Origin of the sequence: Arsukibacterium sp. UBA3155 (assembly GCA_002364615.1) — a bacterium.
Taxonomy (GTDB): domain Bacteria; phylum Pseudomonadota; class Gammaproteobacteria; order Enterobacterales; family Alteromonadaceae; genus Alishewanella.
The window spans coordinates 28,904-45,252 of the sequence record DEYP01000029.1; the positions used below are offsets into that span (position 1 = coordinate 28,904).

General features: G+C 49.0%; 16 protein-coding genes. 12 read left to right on the top strand and 4 right to left on the bottom strand.

The annotated features are described in order from the left end of the window. Positions 1-15 precede the first annotated feature (15 nt). Together B2X65_RS16790 and B2X65_RS16795 are read left to right on the top strand one after the other, a co-directional pair. Entirely contained in the window at positions 16-870 is an 855-nt protein-coding gene (locus B2X65_RS16790; RefSeq protein WP_290614614.1) for a sterol desaturase family protein, read from the top strand. Positions 871-943: 73 nt separating this feature from the next. Beyond that, positions 944-1,768: a substrate-binding periplasmic protein gene (locus tag B2X65_RS16795; RefSeq protein WP_290614616.1), complete on the top strand. Its 825-nt coding sequence runs from the start codon at positions 944-946 to the stop codon at positions 1,766-1,768. A gap of 24 nt (positions 1,769-1,792) precedes the next feature. Here B2X65_RS16795 and mutH read toward each other — a convergent pair whose 3' ends face one another. Continuing rightward, positions 1,793-2,509, bottom strand: a complete 717-nt coding sequence (gene mutH, locus B2X65_RS16800) for a DNA mismatch repair endonuclease MutH (protein ID WP_290614618.1) — start codon at positions 2,507-2,509, stop codon at positions 1,793-1,795. Between the two features lie 368 nt (positions 2,510-2,877). On the opposite strand from mutH, the gene rppH reads away from it, so the two are divergent. The 8 genes from rppH (at position 2,878) to B2X65_RS16840 (ending at position 10,366) form a co-directional block, all read left to right on the top strand. Continuing rightward, a complete protein-coding gene (rppH, locus tag B2X65_RS16805) occupies positions 2,878-3,381 on the top strand; it encodes an RNA pyrophosphohydrolase (RefSeq protein ID WP_290614620.1) in 504 nt (167 codons plus the stop codon). A gap of 46 nt (positions 3,382-3,427) precedes the next feature. After that, positions 3,428-5,686 carry a phosphoenolpyruvate--protein phosphotransferase gene (gene ptsP, locus B2X65_RS16810; RefSeq protein ID WP_290614622.1) on the top strand — a complete coding sequence of 753 codons (2,259 nt, stop codon included), beginning with the start codon at positions 3,428-3,430 and terminating at the stop codon, positions 5,684-5,686. Positions 5,687-5,753: 67 nt separating this feature from the next. Further along, on the top strand, positions 5,754-6,548 hold the full coding sequence (locus tag B2X65_RS16815; protein ID WP_290614624.1) for a sulfite exporter TauE/SafE family protein: 795 nt from the start codon (positions 5,754-5,756) through the stop codon (positions 6,546-6,548). Positions 6,549-6,601: 53 nt separating this feature from the next. Beyond that, on the top strand, positions 6,602-7,435 hold the full coding sequence (gene lgt, locus B2X65_RS16820; RefSeq protein ID WP_290614625.1) for a prolipoprotein diacylglyceryl transferase: 834 nt from the start codon (positions 6,602-6,604) through the stop codon (positions 7,433-7,435). Then, the gene (locus B2X65_RS16825; protein ID WP_290614627.1) at positions 7,432-8,265 is read left to right on the top strand and encodes a thymidylate synthase; all 834 of its coding nucleotides are present in this window, start codon (positions 7,432-7,434) and stop codon (positions 8,263-8,265) included. Before lgt ends, B2X65_RS16825 begins: the two co-directional genes overlap by 4 nt. A gap of 81 nt (positions 8,266-8,346) precedes the next feature. Beyond that, entirely contained in the window at positions 8,347-8,970 is a 624-nt protein-coding gene (locus B2X65_RS16830) for a FlgO family outer membrane protein (protein WP_290614629.1), read from the top strand. Further along, positions 8,967-9,626: a FlgO family outer membrane protein gene (locus tag B2X65_RS16835; protein ID WP_290614631.1), complete on the top strand. Its 660-nt coding sequence runs from the start codon at positions 8,967-8,969 to the stop codon at positions 9,624-9,626. Before B2X65_RS16830 ends, B2X65_RS16835 begins: the two co-directional genes overlap by 4 nt. Before the next feature lie 158 nt (positions 9,627-9,784). Then, on the top strand, positions 9,785-10,366 hold the full coding sequence (locus B2X65_RS16840; protein ID WP_290614633.1) for a FlgO family outer membrane protein: 582 nt from the start codon (positions 9,785-9,787) through the stop codon (positions 10,364-10,366). Between the two features lie 33 nt (positions 10,367-10,399). Here the strand turns inward: B2X65_RS16840 and B2X65_RS16845 are convergent, their stop codons facing one another. Genes B2X65_RS16845 through B2X65_RS16855 form a run of 3 tightly spaced genes read right to left on the bottom strand, consistent with a single transcriptional unit; the run spans position 10,400 to position 14,644 of the window. Continuing rightward, entirely contained in the window at positions 10,400-11,461 is a 1,062-nt protein-coding gene (locus tag B2X65_RS16845; protein ID WP_290614634.1) for a lipocalin-like domain-containing protein, read from the bottom strand. Then, positions 11,451-13,991 carry an FtsX-like permease family protein gene (locus tag B2X65_RS16850; RefSeq protein ID WP_290614636.1) on the bottom strand — a complete coding sequence of 847 codons (2,541 nt, stop codon included), beginning with the start codon at positions 13,989-13,991 and terminating at the stop codon, positions 11,451-11,453. Before B2X65_RS16850 ends, B2X65_RS16845 begins: the two co-directional genes overlap by 11 nt. Then, positions 13,991-14,644, bottom strand: coding sequence for an ABC transporter ATP-binding protein (locus B2X65_RS16855; protein WP_290614638.1), 654 nt, complete (start codon positions 14,642-14,644; stop codon positions 13,991-13,993). The genes B2X65_RS16850 and B2X65_RS16855 overlap by 1 nt, the downstream gene beginning before the upstream one ends. Positions 14,645-14,790: 146 nt before the next feature. On the opposite strand from B2X65_RS16855, the gene B2X65_RS16860 reads away from it, so the two are divergent. Then, the gene (locus B2X65_RS16860; RefSeq protein WP_290614640.1) at positions 14,791-15,576 is read left to right on the top strand and encodes an ankyrin repeat domain-containing protein; all 786 of its coding nucleotides are present in this window, start codon (positions 14,791-14,793) and stop codon (positions 15,574-15,576) included. A 248-nt stretch (positions 15,577-15,824) separates the two neighbouring features. Next, complete coding sequence (gene abiEi / locus B2X65_RS16865) at positions 15,825-16,349, top strand: type IV toxin-antitoxin system AbiEi family antitoxin (RefSeq protein WP_414631431.1); 525 nt, start codon at positions 15,825-15,827, stop codon at positions 16,347-16,349.

Here is a 16,349-nt window from a genome sequence, read left to right on the forward strand (position 1 = left end):
GCGGAATGAAAGCTAATGCCGCCAGTTGAATTAATTTTATTACTGCTAAGCCCGGTGTTTTTAATCTGCGTGCTGCTGGAGTGGCGTTTCGCTGTGCTGCGCCAGAATAACTGGTATCAATGGCGTGATACGCTGGCAAATGCCATGCTGGCACTGCTGCATCAGGGCGCAGATATGTTGGCATTGTTACTACTTATGCCCTTTTTTTACTGGTTACATCAGTTTCGTCTGTTCACTATTGAGCTCACAGCGCTAAACCTGCTGCTGGCGTTTATTCTTCAAGACTTTCTGTATTATTGGTTTCATCGTGGCTCGCACCATATTCGCTGGTTATGGGCATCGCATGTGGCGCATCACAGCTCTCGTTTAATGAATTTCAGTACCGCGTTTCGCCAAAGTCTTACTTATCCGATATCGGGTATGTGGGTATTCTGGCTGCCGATGATCCTAATCGGCTATGAGCCACTGCTGGTATTTGCCGTGGTGGCGTTGAATTTAGCGTTTCAGTTTTTTGTACATACTCAGGCTATTGGTAAACTTGGGCCGTTGGAGTACCTTTTTAATACACCGTCGCACCACCGTGTACATCATGCCTGTAATCCACGGTATATCGACCGCAATTTTGCGGGAGTACTGATTATCTGGGACAAGCTATTTGGTACCTTTGTTGCTGAGCATGCGAACGAGCCTTGCCGTTACGGTATCACAGACGATTTTAATTCTACCAACCCACTAACCATTACCTTTTATGAATGGCGGCGGATGTGGCAGGAGCTGCGTAGTAAAGATCGGTCGCAGAGCGCCTGGCAGGTATTGCTGAAAATGCCGGCTAAGTTGCAAACTAGCCCCACTGAAAAAACTTCCGAATAACTTACGGTACCAGCGGGCAAAAATATCAGGTTGCACTAAGCTTGAATAAAGTCATAACACCCTGAGGTGATTTATGAAGTCGATTAAGCTTCTGTTGTCCCTGATGATGCTGTTAACCCTTATGTCCTGCAAACCGGTATCCGAACCTGAGTTAGCTGTGCCTGCTGAACCGATGGCACAACGCATGTCGGCCGTACCACCACAATGCGCGTTAACCATGGGGTTCGATGCCTGGGAGCCCTACCAATATATGACCGTAGGTAACACCGTTACTGGCCTGGATGTGGAGCTGGTCAGGGCAATTGCCGCTGAAATGCAGTGTGAACTAAATATTGTGCAGGGCAGCTGGGTTGAATTGCTGGGTTTACTTAAAGAGGGCGAGATAGATTTTGTGCTGGGGGCGTCAATTACCGAAGATCGGCAAGACTTCGCCTATTTCTCTGAACCGTACCGGCAAGAGCAATTTTCGTTATATGTGCGTGCTGACGATGTTGGCTTAGACGTGGCGAGCATTCAGGCGTTTATCAACGCCGGGCACAAGCTTGGTATTGTTAACGAGTACTACTACGGTGATGAAATTGCTGAATTGTATGCTTCTGCGAAGTTCAGACCGCAGTTTGTTGGTGCTATTATCAGTGAGATGAACATGGCCCGGCTGCTGGATGAAGAAATTGATGGCTTTCTGGAAGACAGTTTTGTTGCTGCCTCAATATTACGGCGCAAAGGGTTAGACGAGCTGATTAAACCGCATCATATTACGCTGGGAAACAATGATGTCTATGTGATGTTCAGCAAAGCTTCTGTTGAAGAGGAGTTGGTAGCAGAGTTTAATCGCGGCCTGGCGGCGATTAAACAAAACGGCTTATATCAGCAAATTGTTTTGCGCTACCAGGATTAGTGGTTTCATGTCGGCGCAGCCAGGTTAAGTTGGCGCAGCCAGGTTAAAGTGGCGACATAAAATTGCCGTGGTAAAACTGGCTTTCAGATAAAAGCCGCGTGGCAGCGTCTGAATAGGTTCACCACTGGCGCCGATCGCCGCAGTTAATGCATTACTGTCGGCTGCTTTTGGTCTCAATTGCAATACTTTGCCATGGGCGCCACGGATCTTATCAATACCGCCCAGGGTAATGAGTTCCATCAATTCTTCCCAGTCCTGTTGCAGCGCCTGCTGTTCAGCGGCGGAGGGTTGCCACAAAAATGCTGATCCGATAATGCGTTCTGGCAGCGGTATTTGTCGTTCGGCCAAAATGGGTACCCAGAGTACATGTTGTAATTTCTGGCAAATCCATGATTGCTGCCAGCTTTGGCTGGTAATGCCGGTCAGGGGCGCCACACAAACATAAGTACTTTCCAGTGGTTTACCACTTTGATCAATGGGCAGGGTTTTTAATTCAATCCCCAGCGCCGGGAAATCGGGCAGTGCTTTGGAACCCGCTTCGGCCCCTAACGCTAATTCAATTAGCTGACCAACCCAGCCTTTATCCCGTCTTAAATCTGCAGGTATCGTAACCTTAAGCTGCGCAGCCAGCTGACCAAGCGTCAGGCCCGCAATGTTCTGGCTGCGCAGTAATAATTGTTCAGCGGTTTTTAGCGGAGAATGTTTCAAAAGTTCGTTGCCGTAAGATGCGGTTGCAGTCACGACTTACCCTAGCACCTTTCGGCTACTGACGCTGCTTAAAAACGCAGCAAACTAACTTATGCACAAGCAATAAAAAGCCAGGAATTAGCAGCGTAGCTTATAACGTATTGTATATATTCAATTAAGCTGAAATATTTCGGTTAATATTTTGACATGCCAGACCCTTATCCCATAGTCTTGCGCACCTTAACAACAGTTTTATCCACAGAGTCTGTGAAGAAGTTCACATAAGTGGCTGGTGAGGGTTCGTAAATGTGGATAACTTTGTAAGGGCGCTTTATAAATGGCTGATAAAATTCCGTTTGCTGTAAGTGCGACTTTGTGAAAGAATCTTTGTTATAGCAGAAATAGACTCGCTAGAGGTTTGTGTGATCGATGCCGAAGGTTTTCGGGCCAATGTCGGCATAGTGATTTGTAACACCCAGGGACAGGTGTTTTGGGCGAAAAGGTACGGTCAGCATTCCTGGCAATATCCACAGGGTGGCATTGATGACGGCGAAACGCCAGAACAAGCCATGTTTCGCGAACTGCATGAGGAAGTTGGGCTTCGGCCAGAAGATGTAGAAATAATCAGTGTGACCAAACACTGGTTGCGCTATAAGCTTCCAAAACGGTTAATTCGCAAAGACAGTAACCCAGTGTGTATCGGGCAAAAGCAAAAGTGGTTTTTATTGCGTTTGACCTGTCGGGAAGAAGATGTAAATCTGGCTGTAACAACGCATCCTGAGTTTGATAACTGGCGCTGGGTCAGTTATTGGTATCCGGTGCGTCAGGTCGTGGCTTTTAAGCGAGAAGTGTATCGTAAAGTCATGCGCGAGTTTGCCCCGGTTGCTTTGCCATTTACCCGCAAAGATGTAAAGAAAAAATACTAAGAAGAAATATTAAATTTGCTAAAACCGACAGTACAATGAGGTTCTTATGCTAAGCCAGTTGCGGCGGATTGTTCAGGATGTGGCTCAGGAGCCAGCTCTAGACAATGCTCTGGCTGGTCTGGTATCAAGTATTAAAGTCGCCCTGGCCACCGAGTGTTGTTCAGTTTATCTGGCTGATTATCAGCAACAGCATTTTATGCTGATGGCAACTGACGGCCTGAACCAGGACGCCGTAGGTAAAGTTGCTATTGGCTTTTCTGAAGGGCTGATTGGTTGGGTAGGTCAACGGGAAGAGCCGATAAACCTGGCGCAAGCTCAATTACATCCTCGCTTTAGGGTAACCCCTGAAGTCAGTGAAGACCGCTTTTCTGCTTTTCTCGGATGCCCGATAATCCATCACCGCAAGGTGCTTGGGGTGCTGACTATTCAGCAGTCTGCAGAGCGGGTGTTCAGTGAAGATGAAGAATCTTTTCTGGTTACCCTGGGGGCTCAGTTGGCGTCCGTGCTGGCCAATGCTGAAATGCGTGACGCGGCCAGTCAGCGGCCATCCAGTATGGCGCAATCCGGTCAGCTGGCAGGGTTGCCCGGCGCGCCTGGTATGGCGATTGGCGAAGCTTATGTCTTGCAGCCCTCCAGTGATTTTGATGCCATTTCCCTGAAAAAATCTGATGAACCCGAAAAAGAACTGGCGTTGTTTTATCGGGCAGTCAAAATTACCAAAGCAGAATTTAACCGCTTAGCAGAGCGGATGGCAGGTCATATTCCAGCTGATGCGCTGGCTATTTTTGATGTGTATCATCAGTTGCTTGATGCTGCCAGCCTGGGCAATGAAATTGAGCAGCAAATTGCCGAGGGCTGGTGTGCTAAAAGTGCGCTAAAGCGGGTGGTTGAGAAATTTGCCCGTCAGTTTGACGACATGGACGATCCTTATCTGCGGGAACGAGGCACTGATATCCGCGATTTAGGGCAGCGGGTGCTGAATAACCTACTGGATTCTGAGCAACGTAAAGTAAAGTTACCCCAGCGCGTTGTCTTGGTTGCTGACAATGTCACGGCGACGATGCTGGCAGAAGTGCCGCGGGAACAACTGGTAGCCATTGTCAGTTTGCGCGGTTCGGTAAACTCACATGCGGCCATTATGGCAAGAGCGCTGGGTATACCGGCCGTTATGGGGGTTAATGAACTTCCATTATTACACTGGCAAAACCAGCAGGTCATTGTAGATGGCTACGAGGGGCACATTCTTTTGTCGCCGGTCGAAGCCATTTGCATCGAATACCGGCGCCTGATCAATGAAGATGCAGAGCTCAGTGCCCGCTATCAACAGGAAGTGGCACTACCTTCCCAGTCGGCCTGTGGCAGGCCATTTAAGCTAATGGTCAATTGCGGCCTGGCCATTGAGCTGGAAACCAGCAACGCGGAATATACTGACGGCGTAGGCCTGTACCGCACTGAATTTCCTTTCATTATGCGAAATCGCTTCCCAACCGAGCAGGAGCAAGTTGAGCTTTATCACAAAGTATTAAGCGGGTATGCCGGCAAAACAGTGGTAATGCGCACGCTGGATGTTGGCGGTGACAAGGCCTTACCGTACTTCAGTATTGTTGAAGAGAACCCGTTTTTGGGCTGGCGCGGTATCCGACTGACCCTGGATCACCCTGAGATTTTTCTGGTGCAAATCCGCGCCATGTTAAAAGCCAATATTGAGCTGGATAACTTACACATTTTATTGCCAATGATTTCTGATCTGGCGGAAGTGGATGAAGCCATCCGCTTGATCAGGCAAGCGAGCTTTGAAGTGAGCGATGAGTTAAATATTGCCCTGCCAAAACCGAAAATAGGCGTGATGATTGAAGTGCCATCTATTATGTATCAGCTACCGGAACTGGCAGCGAGGGTAGATTTTTGCTCAGTAGGTACCAATGATCTCACTCAATACCTGCTGGCGGTAGACAGAAACAATGCCCGGGTGGCCAACTTGTATGATGCGCTGCATCCTTCTGTATTGCGTGCACTCAATCAGTTAGCAACTCAGGCCCGGCAATTGCAATTTCCCATTAGCATTTGTGGCGAACTCGGTGGTGAACCCGCCGGGGTGTTAGTGCTCGCGGCGATGGGCTACAGCCGTTTTAGTATGAATAACAGTAATCTGGCAAAAATTAAATGGTTGTTACGCCGGGTTAATGTGGCAGAGTTGGAAGCGTTGTTACCTGAGGTACTGGCATGCCAGTCGCCCAAGCAAGTCAAACAGCAGGTTCAGCGGTTTCTGGAACATAAACAGTTGCTTAGTCAGTTACGCGCTTAACCTGAATTGAGTTAATTTACTATGCCGGTCGCTGGCTGGCATAACAGCAGTAATATCGAGATATCCTTTGTTAACAATTATTCTGATCTCTGCACTTATAGGTTGTCTGGCCGGGTTTCTGGCCGGATTATTAGGCATTGGTGGCGGACTGGTTATCGTGCCGGTGCTGGTCGTTTTGTTGCCGTTGCTCGGCGTTGTTGGTATCGATAACGTGATGGTCGTCGCTGTCGCCACGTCTTTAGCCTCTATTATTATCACCTCTGGTTCGTCCATTCGTGCGCATCATAAACGCAGTAATGTCAGCTGGGCGCTGGCCGGTGCAGTGATGTTGGGCGCGGGTATCGGTGCCGGTATGATTGGCCTGGTTGCTCATCATATTAATGGGGCTACGTTGAGAATAATATTTGGGGTTGCCGTTTTCTTGCTGGCACTGCGAATGCTGGGGTCACGCAGTGTAATAGGCCGCGCCCAGTTACCGGCTAAGCCTGTGCTTGGCGCCATAGCCGCAGTGCTTGGTGCTATTTCAGGTTTACTGGGGATAGGTGGCGGCGCCCTGGTCGTGCCGGTACTCAATTATTTTTCCGTCGATATGCGCCGGGCAATAGGTTGCGCAGCAGCAAGTGGTATCGCTATTGCTGTAATGGGCACCCTGGGGTATGTTATCGCCGGCTGGCAGCACTACCGGTTAACTGACGGTTTTATTGGCTATATTTACCTGCCGGCACTAATTGGCATTGTCTCAACCTCCATTTTTACGGCGACGCTCGGTGCTGCCATGACACAGCGTTTACCCGTATTAACCATTAAGCGGGTGTTCGGCGTTTTTCTGATGATAGTCGCTGCCAGAATGGTATTTAGCTAGCCTGCCATATCTGGTGGTGAACAGGTTTATAATGATGTTTTTAAAGGATAATAATGACAAGCTCCTACCTTAATTTTCCTGATATAGACCCGGTGCTGGTGTCAATTGGCCCGCTATTTGGCTATGGGCCATTAAATATTCACTGGTACGGCGTAATGTATGCCGTCGCGTTTGGTCTGGCATACTGGTTGGCCAGCCGTGCCGCCGCAAAACCGGGTTCAGGCTGGACCAAAGAGCAGGTTAGTGATCTGCTTTTCTATGGTTTCCTGGGTGTTATTGTTGGTGGCCGCTTCGGCTATGTGTTTTTTTACAACTTCGAACAGTTACTGGCTGAACCCCTATATTTATTTAAAACCTGGGAAGGGGGCATGTCCTTTCATGGCGGCCTGCTGGGCGTATTGCTGGCAATGGCCTGGTTCGCCAGGCGTTATCAAAAATCTTATCTGGAACTGGGAGATTTTGTGGCGCCTCTTATTCCGCTGGGATTAGCCGCTGGCCGGCTTGGTAATTTTATCAACGCTGAGCTATGGGGGCGCACCACTGACGTGTCATGGGCTATGGTTTTCCCCAACGCCGGCGTCATGCCCCGTCATCCTTCGCAGCTGTATCATGTAGCATTAGAAGGGTTTTTGCTGTTTGTTATTATCATACTGGTCCGGCGCTTTAAGCCAGCAACTGGCACCCTGGGTGGCGTGTTTTTACTGGGTTATGGTGTATTCCGGTTTTTCGTGGAGTTTTTCCGCGAACCCGATGCGCATCTGCGTCATGTGGCAGACGCGGGCTTAACCATGGGCCAATGGTTGTGTCTGCCAATGATAGCGGCAGGGCTTGGCCTGATCATTTATGTCAATTGCCGGCCAGCAATACCAGCACGGGGAACAAAATGAAACAATATCTTGATTTAATGCGCCATGTCCTGGAACACGGCCATAAAAAAACGGACCGTACCGGCACTGGCACCGTCAGTGTATTTGGCTATCAGATGCGCTTCGATTTGCAGCAGGGCTTCCCGCTCATCACCACCAAAAAGTGTCATTTGCGCTCAATTATCCATGAGTTACTGTGGTTTTTAAAAGGTGAAACCAATATTGGTTACCTGCAGGATAATGGCGTATCCATCTGGAACGAGTGGGCCACTGAAAGTGGTGAACTTGGCCCGGTATATGGTGCTCAGTGGCGAAGCTGGACCAGCCATGAAGGCCAGGTCATTGACCAGATAAGTCAGGTGATCAGTGATATCAAACGTACCCCGGATTCGCGCCGGTTAATTGTCAGTGCCTGGAACCCGGCAGTGTTACCTGACACCCAGTTTTCCCCCAAACAAAACGCCGCCATGGGCAAGCAGGCTTTGCCACCGTGTCATACCTTATTTCAGTTTTACGTCAATGATGGTCGTCTGTCTTGTCAGTTGTATCAACGTAGTGCCGATATATTCCTGGGCGTGCCGTTTAACATCGCCAGCTATGCGCTGTTAACCTTAATGGTAGCTCAGGTTTGTGGTCTTAAACCCGGTGATTTTGTGCATACCTTTGGTGACGCTCATTTGTATTCGAACCATTTAGAACAGGTTAACACCCAGCTGGCGCGCGAGCCTTATCCGATGCCAACTATGCGCTTAAACCCAGATGTTAAAGATATATTTGGTTTTAAGATTGATGATTTTACCTTAGATAACTACCAGGCACATCCGCATATTAAGGCGCCAGTGGCGATTTAATGACGTATTCATCACTAACTTTATGGCCTGGTTCTTGCTTTAAGCTGTTAAAGGCATTCTGGCTGTAAAAATGAGGTGGATATGAAGTGGCTATTGTTGGTGGCCCCAAGCCTGCTAACGGCGGTGCTGCTAAGCGGATGCGTCAGTCCGGCGGTTGCTGTTGCAACAAAATCGACGGAGACCGAGCTTAGCCAGCACCCCCTTGGCTTTTATACCGAGCGACTAGCCAGGCAATTATTTGCCCAGTTAGATGACAGCCCGTTGTGGCTTACCCGGCCGCAAATTGCCGTTAGCAGTTTTTTGCCGGCAACCGCACTTAGCCTGCACCATGCAAATAGTGAGCAACGGGACTTTGCCAACCAACTCAGTGAAAGCATGCTGGCGCACAGCCGCCAGTTTGGTTATGCAGTATACGAATACCGGTTGAGCAACGAGGTGGTGCTTGCGGGCGAATACGAACAGGCGTTAACCCGCCAGCTGAACGAAATTAACCGTAAGGGCAGCGCTAACACCTTGCTTACGGGCACTTACACCTTGCAACAAGATGCCGTTATTGTAAATGCACGGCTTATTCATATCCCATCGAAACAAGTCCTGGCTGCCGTTACAGATTATATTCCGGCAAATGTGCTGTGGAGCACGCAACAAGTGAACAAGCGCGGCGCCATGTTTTATCGGCAAAGTCCGGCAGGAGATAATAAATGAAGCGGTTAACCACCTTAGCGATAGTATCAGCAATAGTAACGCTGTTTAGCGGTTGTGTAGCACCTGAGCGGACCATCACGGTAACCGGCCAGGATGACGATGAGACTGCAGACAGAGCGCAGCGCATAGCTCAGATGCAAAGTTCGGTGTCGCCAGCCAGCAGTAATTATAGTCATGCAACGCAGCAACCGTTATTGACGGTAAATGATTACGTTCGCAATTTAGTCCATGAGCTGATGGCGCTGCAGCACAATCTGGACAGTGACAGCCAGCTGGGGGTTACCGATTTCAGTTATGTCGATTCTGCGCACGATCAGGGCACGGTGTTTAGCAATCATTTAAGCGAAGCCATGATTTACGATTTACATAAATTTGGTGTGCCGGTACTGGATTACAAAGTAACAGACTATATCCGGGTGACCGAAAGCGGTGATTTTGTGCTCAGTCGTAATTTTGAAGAATTGTCAGACGAAGTGGCCATTCGCTACGTGGTTACCGGCACTTTAACCACCCATCAGCAAGGGGTGCTGGTAAATGCCCGTCTGGTTCAAATTGATAATAAGCGGGTGGTATCGGCTGCCCGTACTTTTATTCCCCGTCATATTGTGCAAGCGGTTATTTCCCGTCAGGGCGAGCAGGTAATGCGCATTAAATAGGTTTAAACCGGCAGTTTGTATTAACTTGGTTTTGCTAAAGAAACGTGATGTAGCGCCGATATACTGAAACAGACGTTCAGTATATCGGGCCTATCATGTTAAAAAAATGCTTCCTAATCGCCATTTGCGCCGCTGTTTTAAGTCTAAGCGGCTGCAGCATGTTACCTTTTAGCCAAAATAACCCTCAGCACAGTCAACACTCGCCTCTGGCAACTTCCTATATCATTGCTGAACCCGTCGCCAATAACCAGCAAGCTGAACCCAACTCTGCTCTGGCAACCTATCCTGCAAGCACCCGGCTCTACGCCAGTCATAAGCAGCTGGATGACTATGTGGCTCAGCTGGCGATGCAGCTTTATCAGAATAGCAGCAAGTCGTTTTCGGACTACCGGATTGCGGTGGCAGGCTTTGCTGATTTGACACCGGCGCGTGACGCCTTGCAGCCACTTGGCAACGCCCTGGCTGAGCGCTTTTTACAGCAAATGCCCCGTTATGGCGTAACCATGGTTGATCATAAACTGACCGGTGGCATCAAACTTACGCCAGACGGTGATGCCGTATTTAGCAATCGCGCAGGGCAGGTGGCTGCTACTCAGCAAATAGATTATGTTTTAAGCGGTACTGTGCAGCATAGCCAGCGTGGCGCACAGGTTAATGTGCGGATAATGGACTTAAAAAGTAAAACGGTACTGGCCAGTGCCAGTCAGCTTATTCCGCAGTTTGTTTTGGACAACAATTAGCCTTACTGGAAAAATCGAAAACACGCTGGCAGTTTAATAACCGGTCATTTCCAGGTAGCCCTTACCTGAATGGCTGCCGGTAAACTGGATGGGCCCCTCCCAGTAGGCAATATCGGTTGCCATCCAGGCGTTTGGATTAAGTGCCTGAGTGCGCAAGTCTATGCCAAAATCTTCTACGGTTAGCTGCCATGCTACAGGCAGCTCTCTATTTGCCACGCTATGGTGGCGGATAGGGCGCATCTGTATTTGTTGTGGTTTTAATGATTCAGTAGTGCCATCGGCACGAATGTAAGTTCCGGCATAATAATCATCTGCGTGTGCATGGCGCAGCCGAAACAGCATCAGCTTGTCTCCCTGATCCAGATGCAGGGAAAACCAATCCCAGCCTTGCTGATCTGCCGACAGTGGTTGACTGCTCCACTCTCTGTCGAGCCAGGCATCCCCCTTAACGCTAACGTGTTCATCGCCAATCTGAATGGAACCGGACACCGCTAAAAACGGCAGGCTAAGATAATAGGAGGCTTGTCCCCCGGCTGATTTTACGCTAAAGCCTTGCTCACCGTGTAACACCTCCGGGCCAACGCGGCTTAAGGTCAGGGTATAATTGAATTCCCTGGTGCTGGCAGTTAACGTAAAGTCGGTTGCATCTGCATCCACTGCACTAACAGACCAGTTATCTATCCATGCAGAGAATGGGCTTATCACAACACCTGCCTGGCCAACCCCGCCGCGGGCATAGCTTTGGGCAAACAGGTGTTGGTTGGCGCGGGTTAAGCCAACATGTCCCAACCAGCGCTGCTGGTTCGCCCAGCCCTCCTGCTGCGGTGCCGGCGAGTCTGCCATCCGAAACAGGGTCCACTGAATACCAAGCAACTCCCCTGTTTCGCTTTGCAGGTTTGCGGTGATGTACCACCATTCAATGCGATACTCCGGGTGTTGATTGAGGGCATCGGGATAGCGAATTTCAATACCTGGTTCAACCTGTGCAAAGCCGGTGGCATCGGATCCCAGCCCGGCAAAACCCTGCTCAGGCAGCGAAGGTTCACTGCATGCCACTAGCAACAGCAACAACAATAAAACGCCTCTATTGATCATCACGAAAGCCTTTTAATAACTCACCGGGTGAGCTGAACTGTAGTTTTAACACCGGGACAATCGCGGCTAACAATGCACTAAACAGCGCCGCCAGCGTTAAGTAAAACCATTGCATTGGGAAAATTTGCCACGGCAGCGCCCAGCCAAAAGCACGGACATTAATTACGGCCACTAAACAGTAGCTGATAATAAGTCCTAATGGGATCGCAAGTAACGCTGTTATAAAGGCTAATAGCAGTAATCTGAGCAATTCGGTTATCACTAATTGCCGCCGTGACACCCCACAAGCCCAAATGGGCGCAATCTGGCTCAGGCGCATTGTTGATAACGTTAACAGACTACTAAACAGCGCAATGGCTGCAATGGCCAGTACCAGTAAATTGAGTGCAGAAGTGGCAGCGAAAGTGCGTTCAAACAGTTGTAATGAATAGCGCTTAACACCTTGCTGGTCAATGACCTGGGTCTGGGTAAAAGAGAACTCGTCAGTCAGTGCCCGAATAAGTGGCTCAACGTCTGGTGGGGCAACCCGCAGTGCAAAGCTGCCGCGCTTTGCATCTGGCCAGTATTGATTAAGGGTAGCAAGCGACAGCATTACCTGGCCCTTAGGGTTGCCATAATCGCTGAATATGGCGCCAATGGTAAAGTCAGTTTGTGGCAAGCCCGCTAAAGGCAGGGTATCGCCTATGTTAAGCGCTAGCTGTCGAGCCAGTTGCTCATTAATCAGTACTGCTGCCCCTGATGCCATATCCTGCCAGGCTTGCGGTGTTTTGCTCAGCAAAGGCCAGTGATCAGTGTAGGTGCTGTGGATCTGAATGCCCCGAAGTTCAACCGGCATACTATTCAGTTGTATCTCTGTACCTGCAGAGGGCAGAATGGCGGTAACCTTAGGGTATTGGCTAAGCCAATGCATAACTTGCTGAGCCTGTGTTTCATTGTCGACCCGGACATAGACTTCAGCAGCCAGACGCTGATCCAACCAGCCAGTAAAGGTGTTGCGAAAGCCATCGACCATGCCGCCAACACCGATGCTGGTCGACAAAGCAAGCAGCAATGCCACTAATGCAACGCTTAAGTGCGGGACTTGCATACGCGCATCTGCCCACAGCCACTGTGCAGTGGCAGAGTCCGGAGAGAATGCCCGGGCGTAGCGCTGACCCAGTGTTAAAAGGGCATCTAATATCACCGGCATTAACAGCGCTGCACTTAGAAAAATTAAGGCTAATAGCAAGAATCCGCTGAGTAAGGAGGTACCTAGCCATGCCATTAACAGCGCCAGGCTTGCGCCAATAAGGCCTGCGACCATTAATCGGTTACGCTGTATCAGTTGACTCGGCGATGACATCGACGGGTTTAAGTAACCATTATCAGGCTTGATAAGTTTAAGTAGCGGCACAGTTGCGGCAAGCAGGGTGCCGCCCCATGCCATTAGTATGCCCTGTAGATACCAACGCCATGAAAGGTGTAATTTATCTGAAAGCTCAGCGCCATACAGCCCGTTTAAACTGGCAGAAAGATCAGGTAACAATAAGGTCGCTATCCAATAACCGAACAGTAAACCTGGTAAAGCGATAAGACCGCTGAGTAATAATAGCTCCACCAATAACCAGGCCAAAAGCTCACGCTGACTGACCCCACAACTGAATAAAATTCGGCGCAATGCTAACCGCTGGGTCAACGCTAAGTGAATGGCGGAGTAGACCATCAGTAACCCTACTAAGAATGCCAGCAAACTTAATGCAGTCAGGTTCAGATGAAAACTTGCTGTTAAACGCGAAATATCATGATCGCTTTGCGGCAGAATAACACGAAGTCGTTTGGCGGGTTCTGCCGGGAGCGTGACGTGCTCAGAGTGCTCAGAGTGCTCAGAGCGCTCGAAATGCTCAGAGCGCTCTAATAACAGTCTGGAAAATTGCCCCGGCATGTTAAGCCAGTACTGAGCCAGATAAATATCGGTAATAAGCTCGTTATCCGCTAACGTTGCACTGACTTGAATGCGCACTTTTTTACCCTGCGGATTATAAGGAAAGCCCGAGGTGTCGGTATTGCTCAGCATGGGTTTAATACGCTCAAAGGTGGCAGGCGATACCCAAACTTCCCAGGGCGGCGTTAAAAAGCGATGTAAAACCAGGTTGTCAGGTAAGCCGCTGGCGCCTTTAGCGGCTTCACCCAAACCTGGCAAGGTCATCGGTTCAATACCAATAATACTAAACGTAGCATTATCGGCACCAAGACTCAGTGTCCCTTCTACCAGCGGGCTAACGTTCCAGCCTGAGCGGCGAAGTTGAATATAATCCAATTCGCTAATAGGCTGCGCTGTTGCACTGACAATCTGCGGCTGGTTAATATTATTAAATCGCGCCGCGGCCTGCTCGTAACTAAAGCGTGCCTGCTGGTTCAGCGCTTGCACGCCGCTCCACAAAGCAGTGGCAGCCAGCAAGCCTAAAATAAGGGTGCCAAGCTGCACAGGATGGCGCAACCAGTGGCTCAGTAACGCATGTAACACCCACCATGACGGCAGCCTTAATTGCATTAGGTTAAATGCCCCTGGCGCAACGTCATTGCACGCTCAAGCCGGGCTGCCAGCAGGGCGCTGTGGGTCACCATCAGCAAGCTGCTTTTTGTCTCCTTAACCAGCGCCAGCATCAGGGTCATAACCTGCTCAGCATTCGCTTCATCCAGGCTGCCGGTCGGCTCATCGGCAAATAACAAGGGGGTGCGAGCTGCCAATGCCCGACCAATCGCTACCCGTTGCTGCTGGCCACCGGACAGTTGCGCCGGATAACGTGTTAGCAGGGTTTCCAGGCCCAGCGTTGACACAAGATTGTGCAGCCACTCGGTGTCGAGGGTGCCGGCAAGTCTGGCCTGAAACGCTAAATTATCTGCAATGGTTAAACTCGGAATTAAATTAAGTTGCTGAAAAATAACCCCGACATAGTTGCGCCTAAGCAGGGCACGGTCACTATCATTTAATTGCATAATATCTTGGTTATTGATCAGAACCTGCCCTTTATCAGCCTGTTCAAGGCCTGCCAGGATATGCAGTAATGTTGATTTGCCACAGCCTGATTCACCCATCAAGGCCACGCTTTCACCTGCCTTAATGTCGAAACTCAGGTCGCTAAACAGCGGCAAGGGGCCTTGTGGCGTCTGATGTGATTTTGCTAAACGGGTAACCTGGAGCATGTATTTGTCCTACAGTCGGGGCCGGCTTGCCTGAGCCTGAGCCTGAGCCTGGTACAGGTATTATGGACAATAGCGCAGTAGGGATCACTGGTTTTATCGTCTTGCTGCTATGATATGGGTAGCATGTGCAAAGCCTTGAGGACATCATGTTAAAATTTCTTATTAAGATAACCGTACCGTCTCTTGTCATTGGTTCAATACTTATATCTGGTTGCAGTGTTGCTAATAAGCTCGTCGATACTCAGAACGAATATGAGCGCGCAGTGACAAAGGGGATTTTGATTCACATGGATTTAGAGACTATGTTCCCGTCAACTAAACTGCGCGAGTTGGCAAAAGCTGCCGGCAAAGGTCAAACATCGACCATTGATAAATTGATTGATGAGGGGGTAGACGTTAACGCTAAAGGTAGCCAGAACGCGACAGCGTTGTTTTGGTCAATGCGAAATGAAAAAGGTTTTGAGTACTTACTGGCTAAAGGAGCCGATCCAAACGTCGTTTTTGCTGATGGCGGCACCGTAATGCACTGGACCGCAAGAAAAGACAAATGCAATATGCTTATATCTGCACTGGCTTACGGAGGTAATCCAAACCTTAAAGGAGGTATGTTCGACGGTTCTCCCGCGTTTGCTACGATTACTGCAGGGAGAAATAATGGTGTACCTGCGTGTTTAGATGTATTGCTAAAAAGTGGTGCTGATATTGAATTTCGTGATAAATATGGAAAAACACTGCTGTTACTTGCCACCGATCTCGCAAGATTTGATATTGCTTTGTATTTATTGGACCAGGGCGCCAATAAAAATGCGACAGACTCGGATGGCCGAAGTGTCATTTCGCTACTTAACTCTTATCAGGATGCATTTGCAAAGGGCAGTGCGACAGAAGAAAATTGGCGCAAACTTAAAAGCCGGCTAAGTACTGTCGATTAACAAAGTACTGTCGATTAACTAAGTACTTTCGATTAACAAAGTACTTTCGACTAAATAGCACAACTGTCTTTTGGCTGCCACCTCAGGAATTGAACCTTCAAGTAAACCCTGCCTTAGCGGCGATATTTTCATCAGTTTAGGTCAACATACTCTTACTTAAAAGGTTATTTTTTGTTTACCTTGCCTTGTCATCGCTGCCAATTTGGTCCACACTATATTACATTTATGGTTATATAGTGTAGACCTTCGTGAGAAAGACTGACAAATTACTCGCTGTTTTCGCTAAAGCGGTTAACGCGGGAGGCGGCATTCATAGCGCTGCGGAGCTCGCGTTTATGTTAGATGAGCCATATACATCTGCATTCACCAAGTTTCTTGCTGATGGTGTCAAAAAGGGCATTTTAAGAAGAGTCGTTACCGGGCAGTTTGAAAGCACATTAACTCCACCAGCACCTGCAACCGCTATCTACAAAATCATCAAAAAGATGCGTAGTGGAGTACTGAACTACATCAGCTTAGAAAGCCAGCTAAGCCACACAGGGGATATTTCTCAAGTGATTATGGGAAGAGTGACAGTTATGACGAAGGGCAGAAGTGGCACTTTCTCTACGCCGTACGGAGTTATTGAGTTTGTTCATACCAAAAAACCACTCAGTAAAATTGCGGAAAATGTTTACTTTGATCCAGAGGTTAGCATGTACAGAGCTACAGCAGAACAAGCCATAGCCGATCTTAAAAGCTGCAACCGCAATATCCATATGTTGGAGGGGTAA

Coding starts and splice junctions, on each gene's coding strand:
- B2X65_RS16825 (WP_290614627.1), top strand. CDS start 7,432: ATGAAACAATATCTTGATTTAATGCGCCATGTCCTGGAACACGGCCAT.
- B2X65_RS16830 (WP_290614629.1), top strand. CDS start 8,347: ATGAAGTGGCTATTGTTGGTGGCCCCAAGCCTGCTAACGGCGGTGCTG.
- B2X65_RS16840 (WP_290614633.1), top strand. CDS start 9,785: ATGTTACCTTTTAGCCAAAATAACCCTCAGCACAGTCAACACTCGCCT.
- B2X65_RS16790 (WP_290614614.1), top strand. CDS start 16: ATGCCGCCAGTTGAATTAATTTTATTACTGCTAAGCCCGGTGTTTTTA.
- B2X65_RS16860 (WP_290614640.1), top strand. CDS start 14,791: ATGTTAAAATTTCTTATTAAGATAACCGTACCGTCTCTTGTCATTGGT.
- lgt (WP_290614625.1), top strand. CDS start 6,602: ATGACAAGCTCCTACCTTAATTTTCCTGATATAGACCCGGTGCTGGTG.
- ptsP (WP_290614622.1), top strand. CDS start 3,428: ATGCTAAGCCAGTTGCGGCGGATTGTTCAGGATGTGGCTCAGGAGCCA.
- B2X65_RS16835 (WP_290614631.1), top strand. CDS start 8,967: ATGAAGCGGTTAACCACCTTAGCGATAGTATCAGCAATAGTAACGCTG.
- B2X65_RS16850 (WP_290614636.1), bottom strand. CDS start 13,991: ATGCAATTAAGGCTGCCGTCATGGTGGGTGTTACATGCGTTACTGAGC.
- B2X65_RS16795 (WP_290614616.1), top strand. CDS start 944: ATGAAGTCGATTAAGCTTCTGTTGTCCCTGATGATGCTGTTAACCCTT.
- B2X65_RS16845 (WP_290614634.1), bottom strand. CDS start 11,461: ATGATCAATAGAGGCGTTTTATTGTTGTTGCTGTTGCTAGTGGCATGC.
- B2X65_RS16855 (WP_290614638.1), bottom strand. CDS start 14,644: ATGCTCCAGGTTACCCGTTTAGCAAAATCACATCAGACGCCACAAGGC.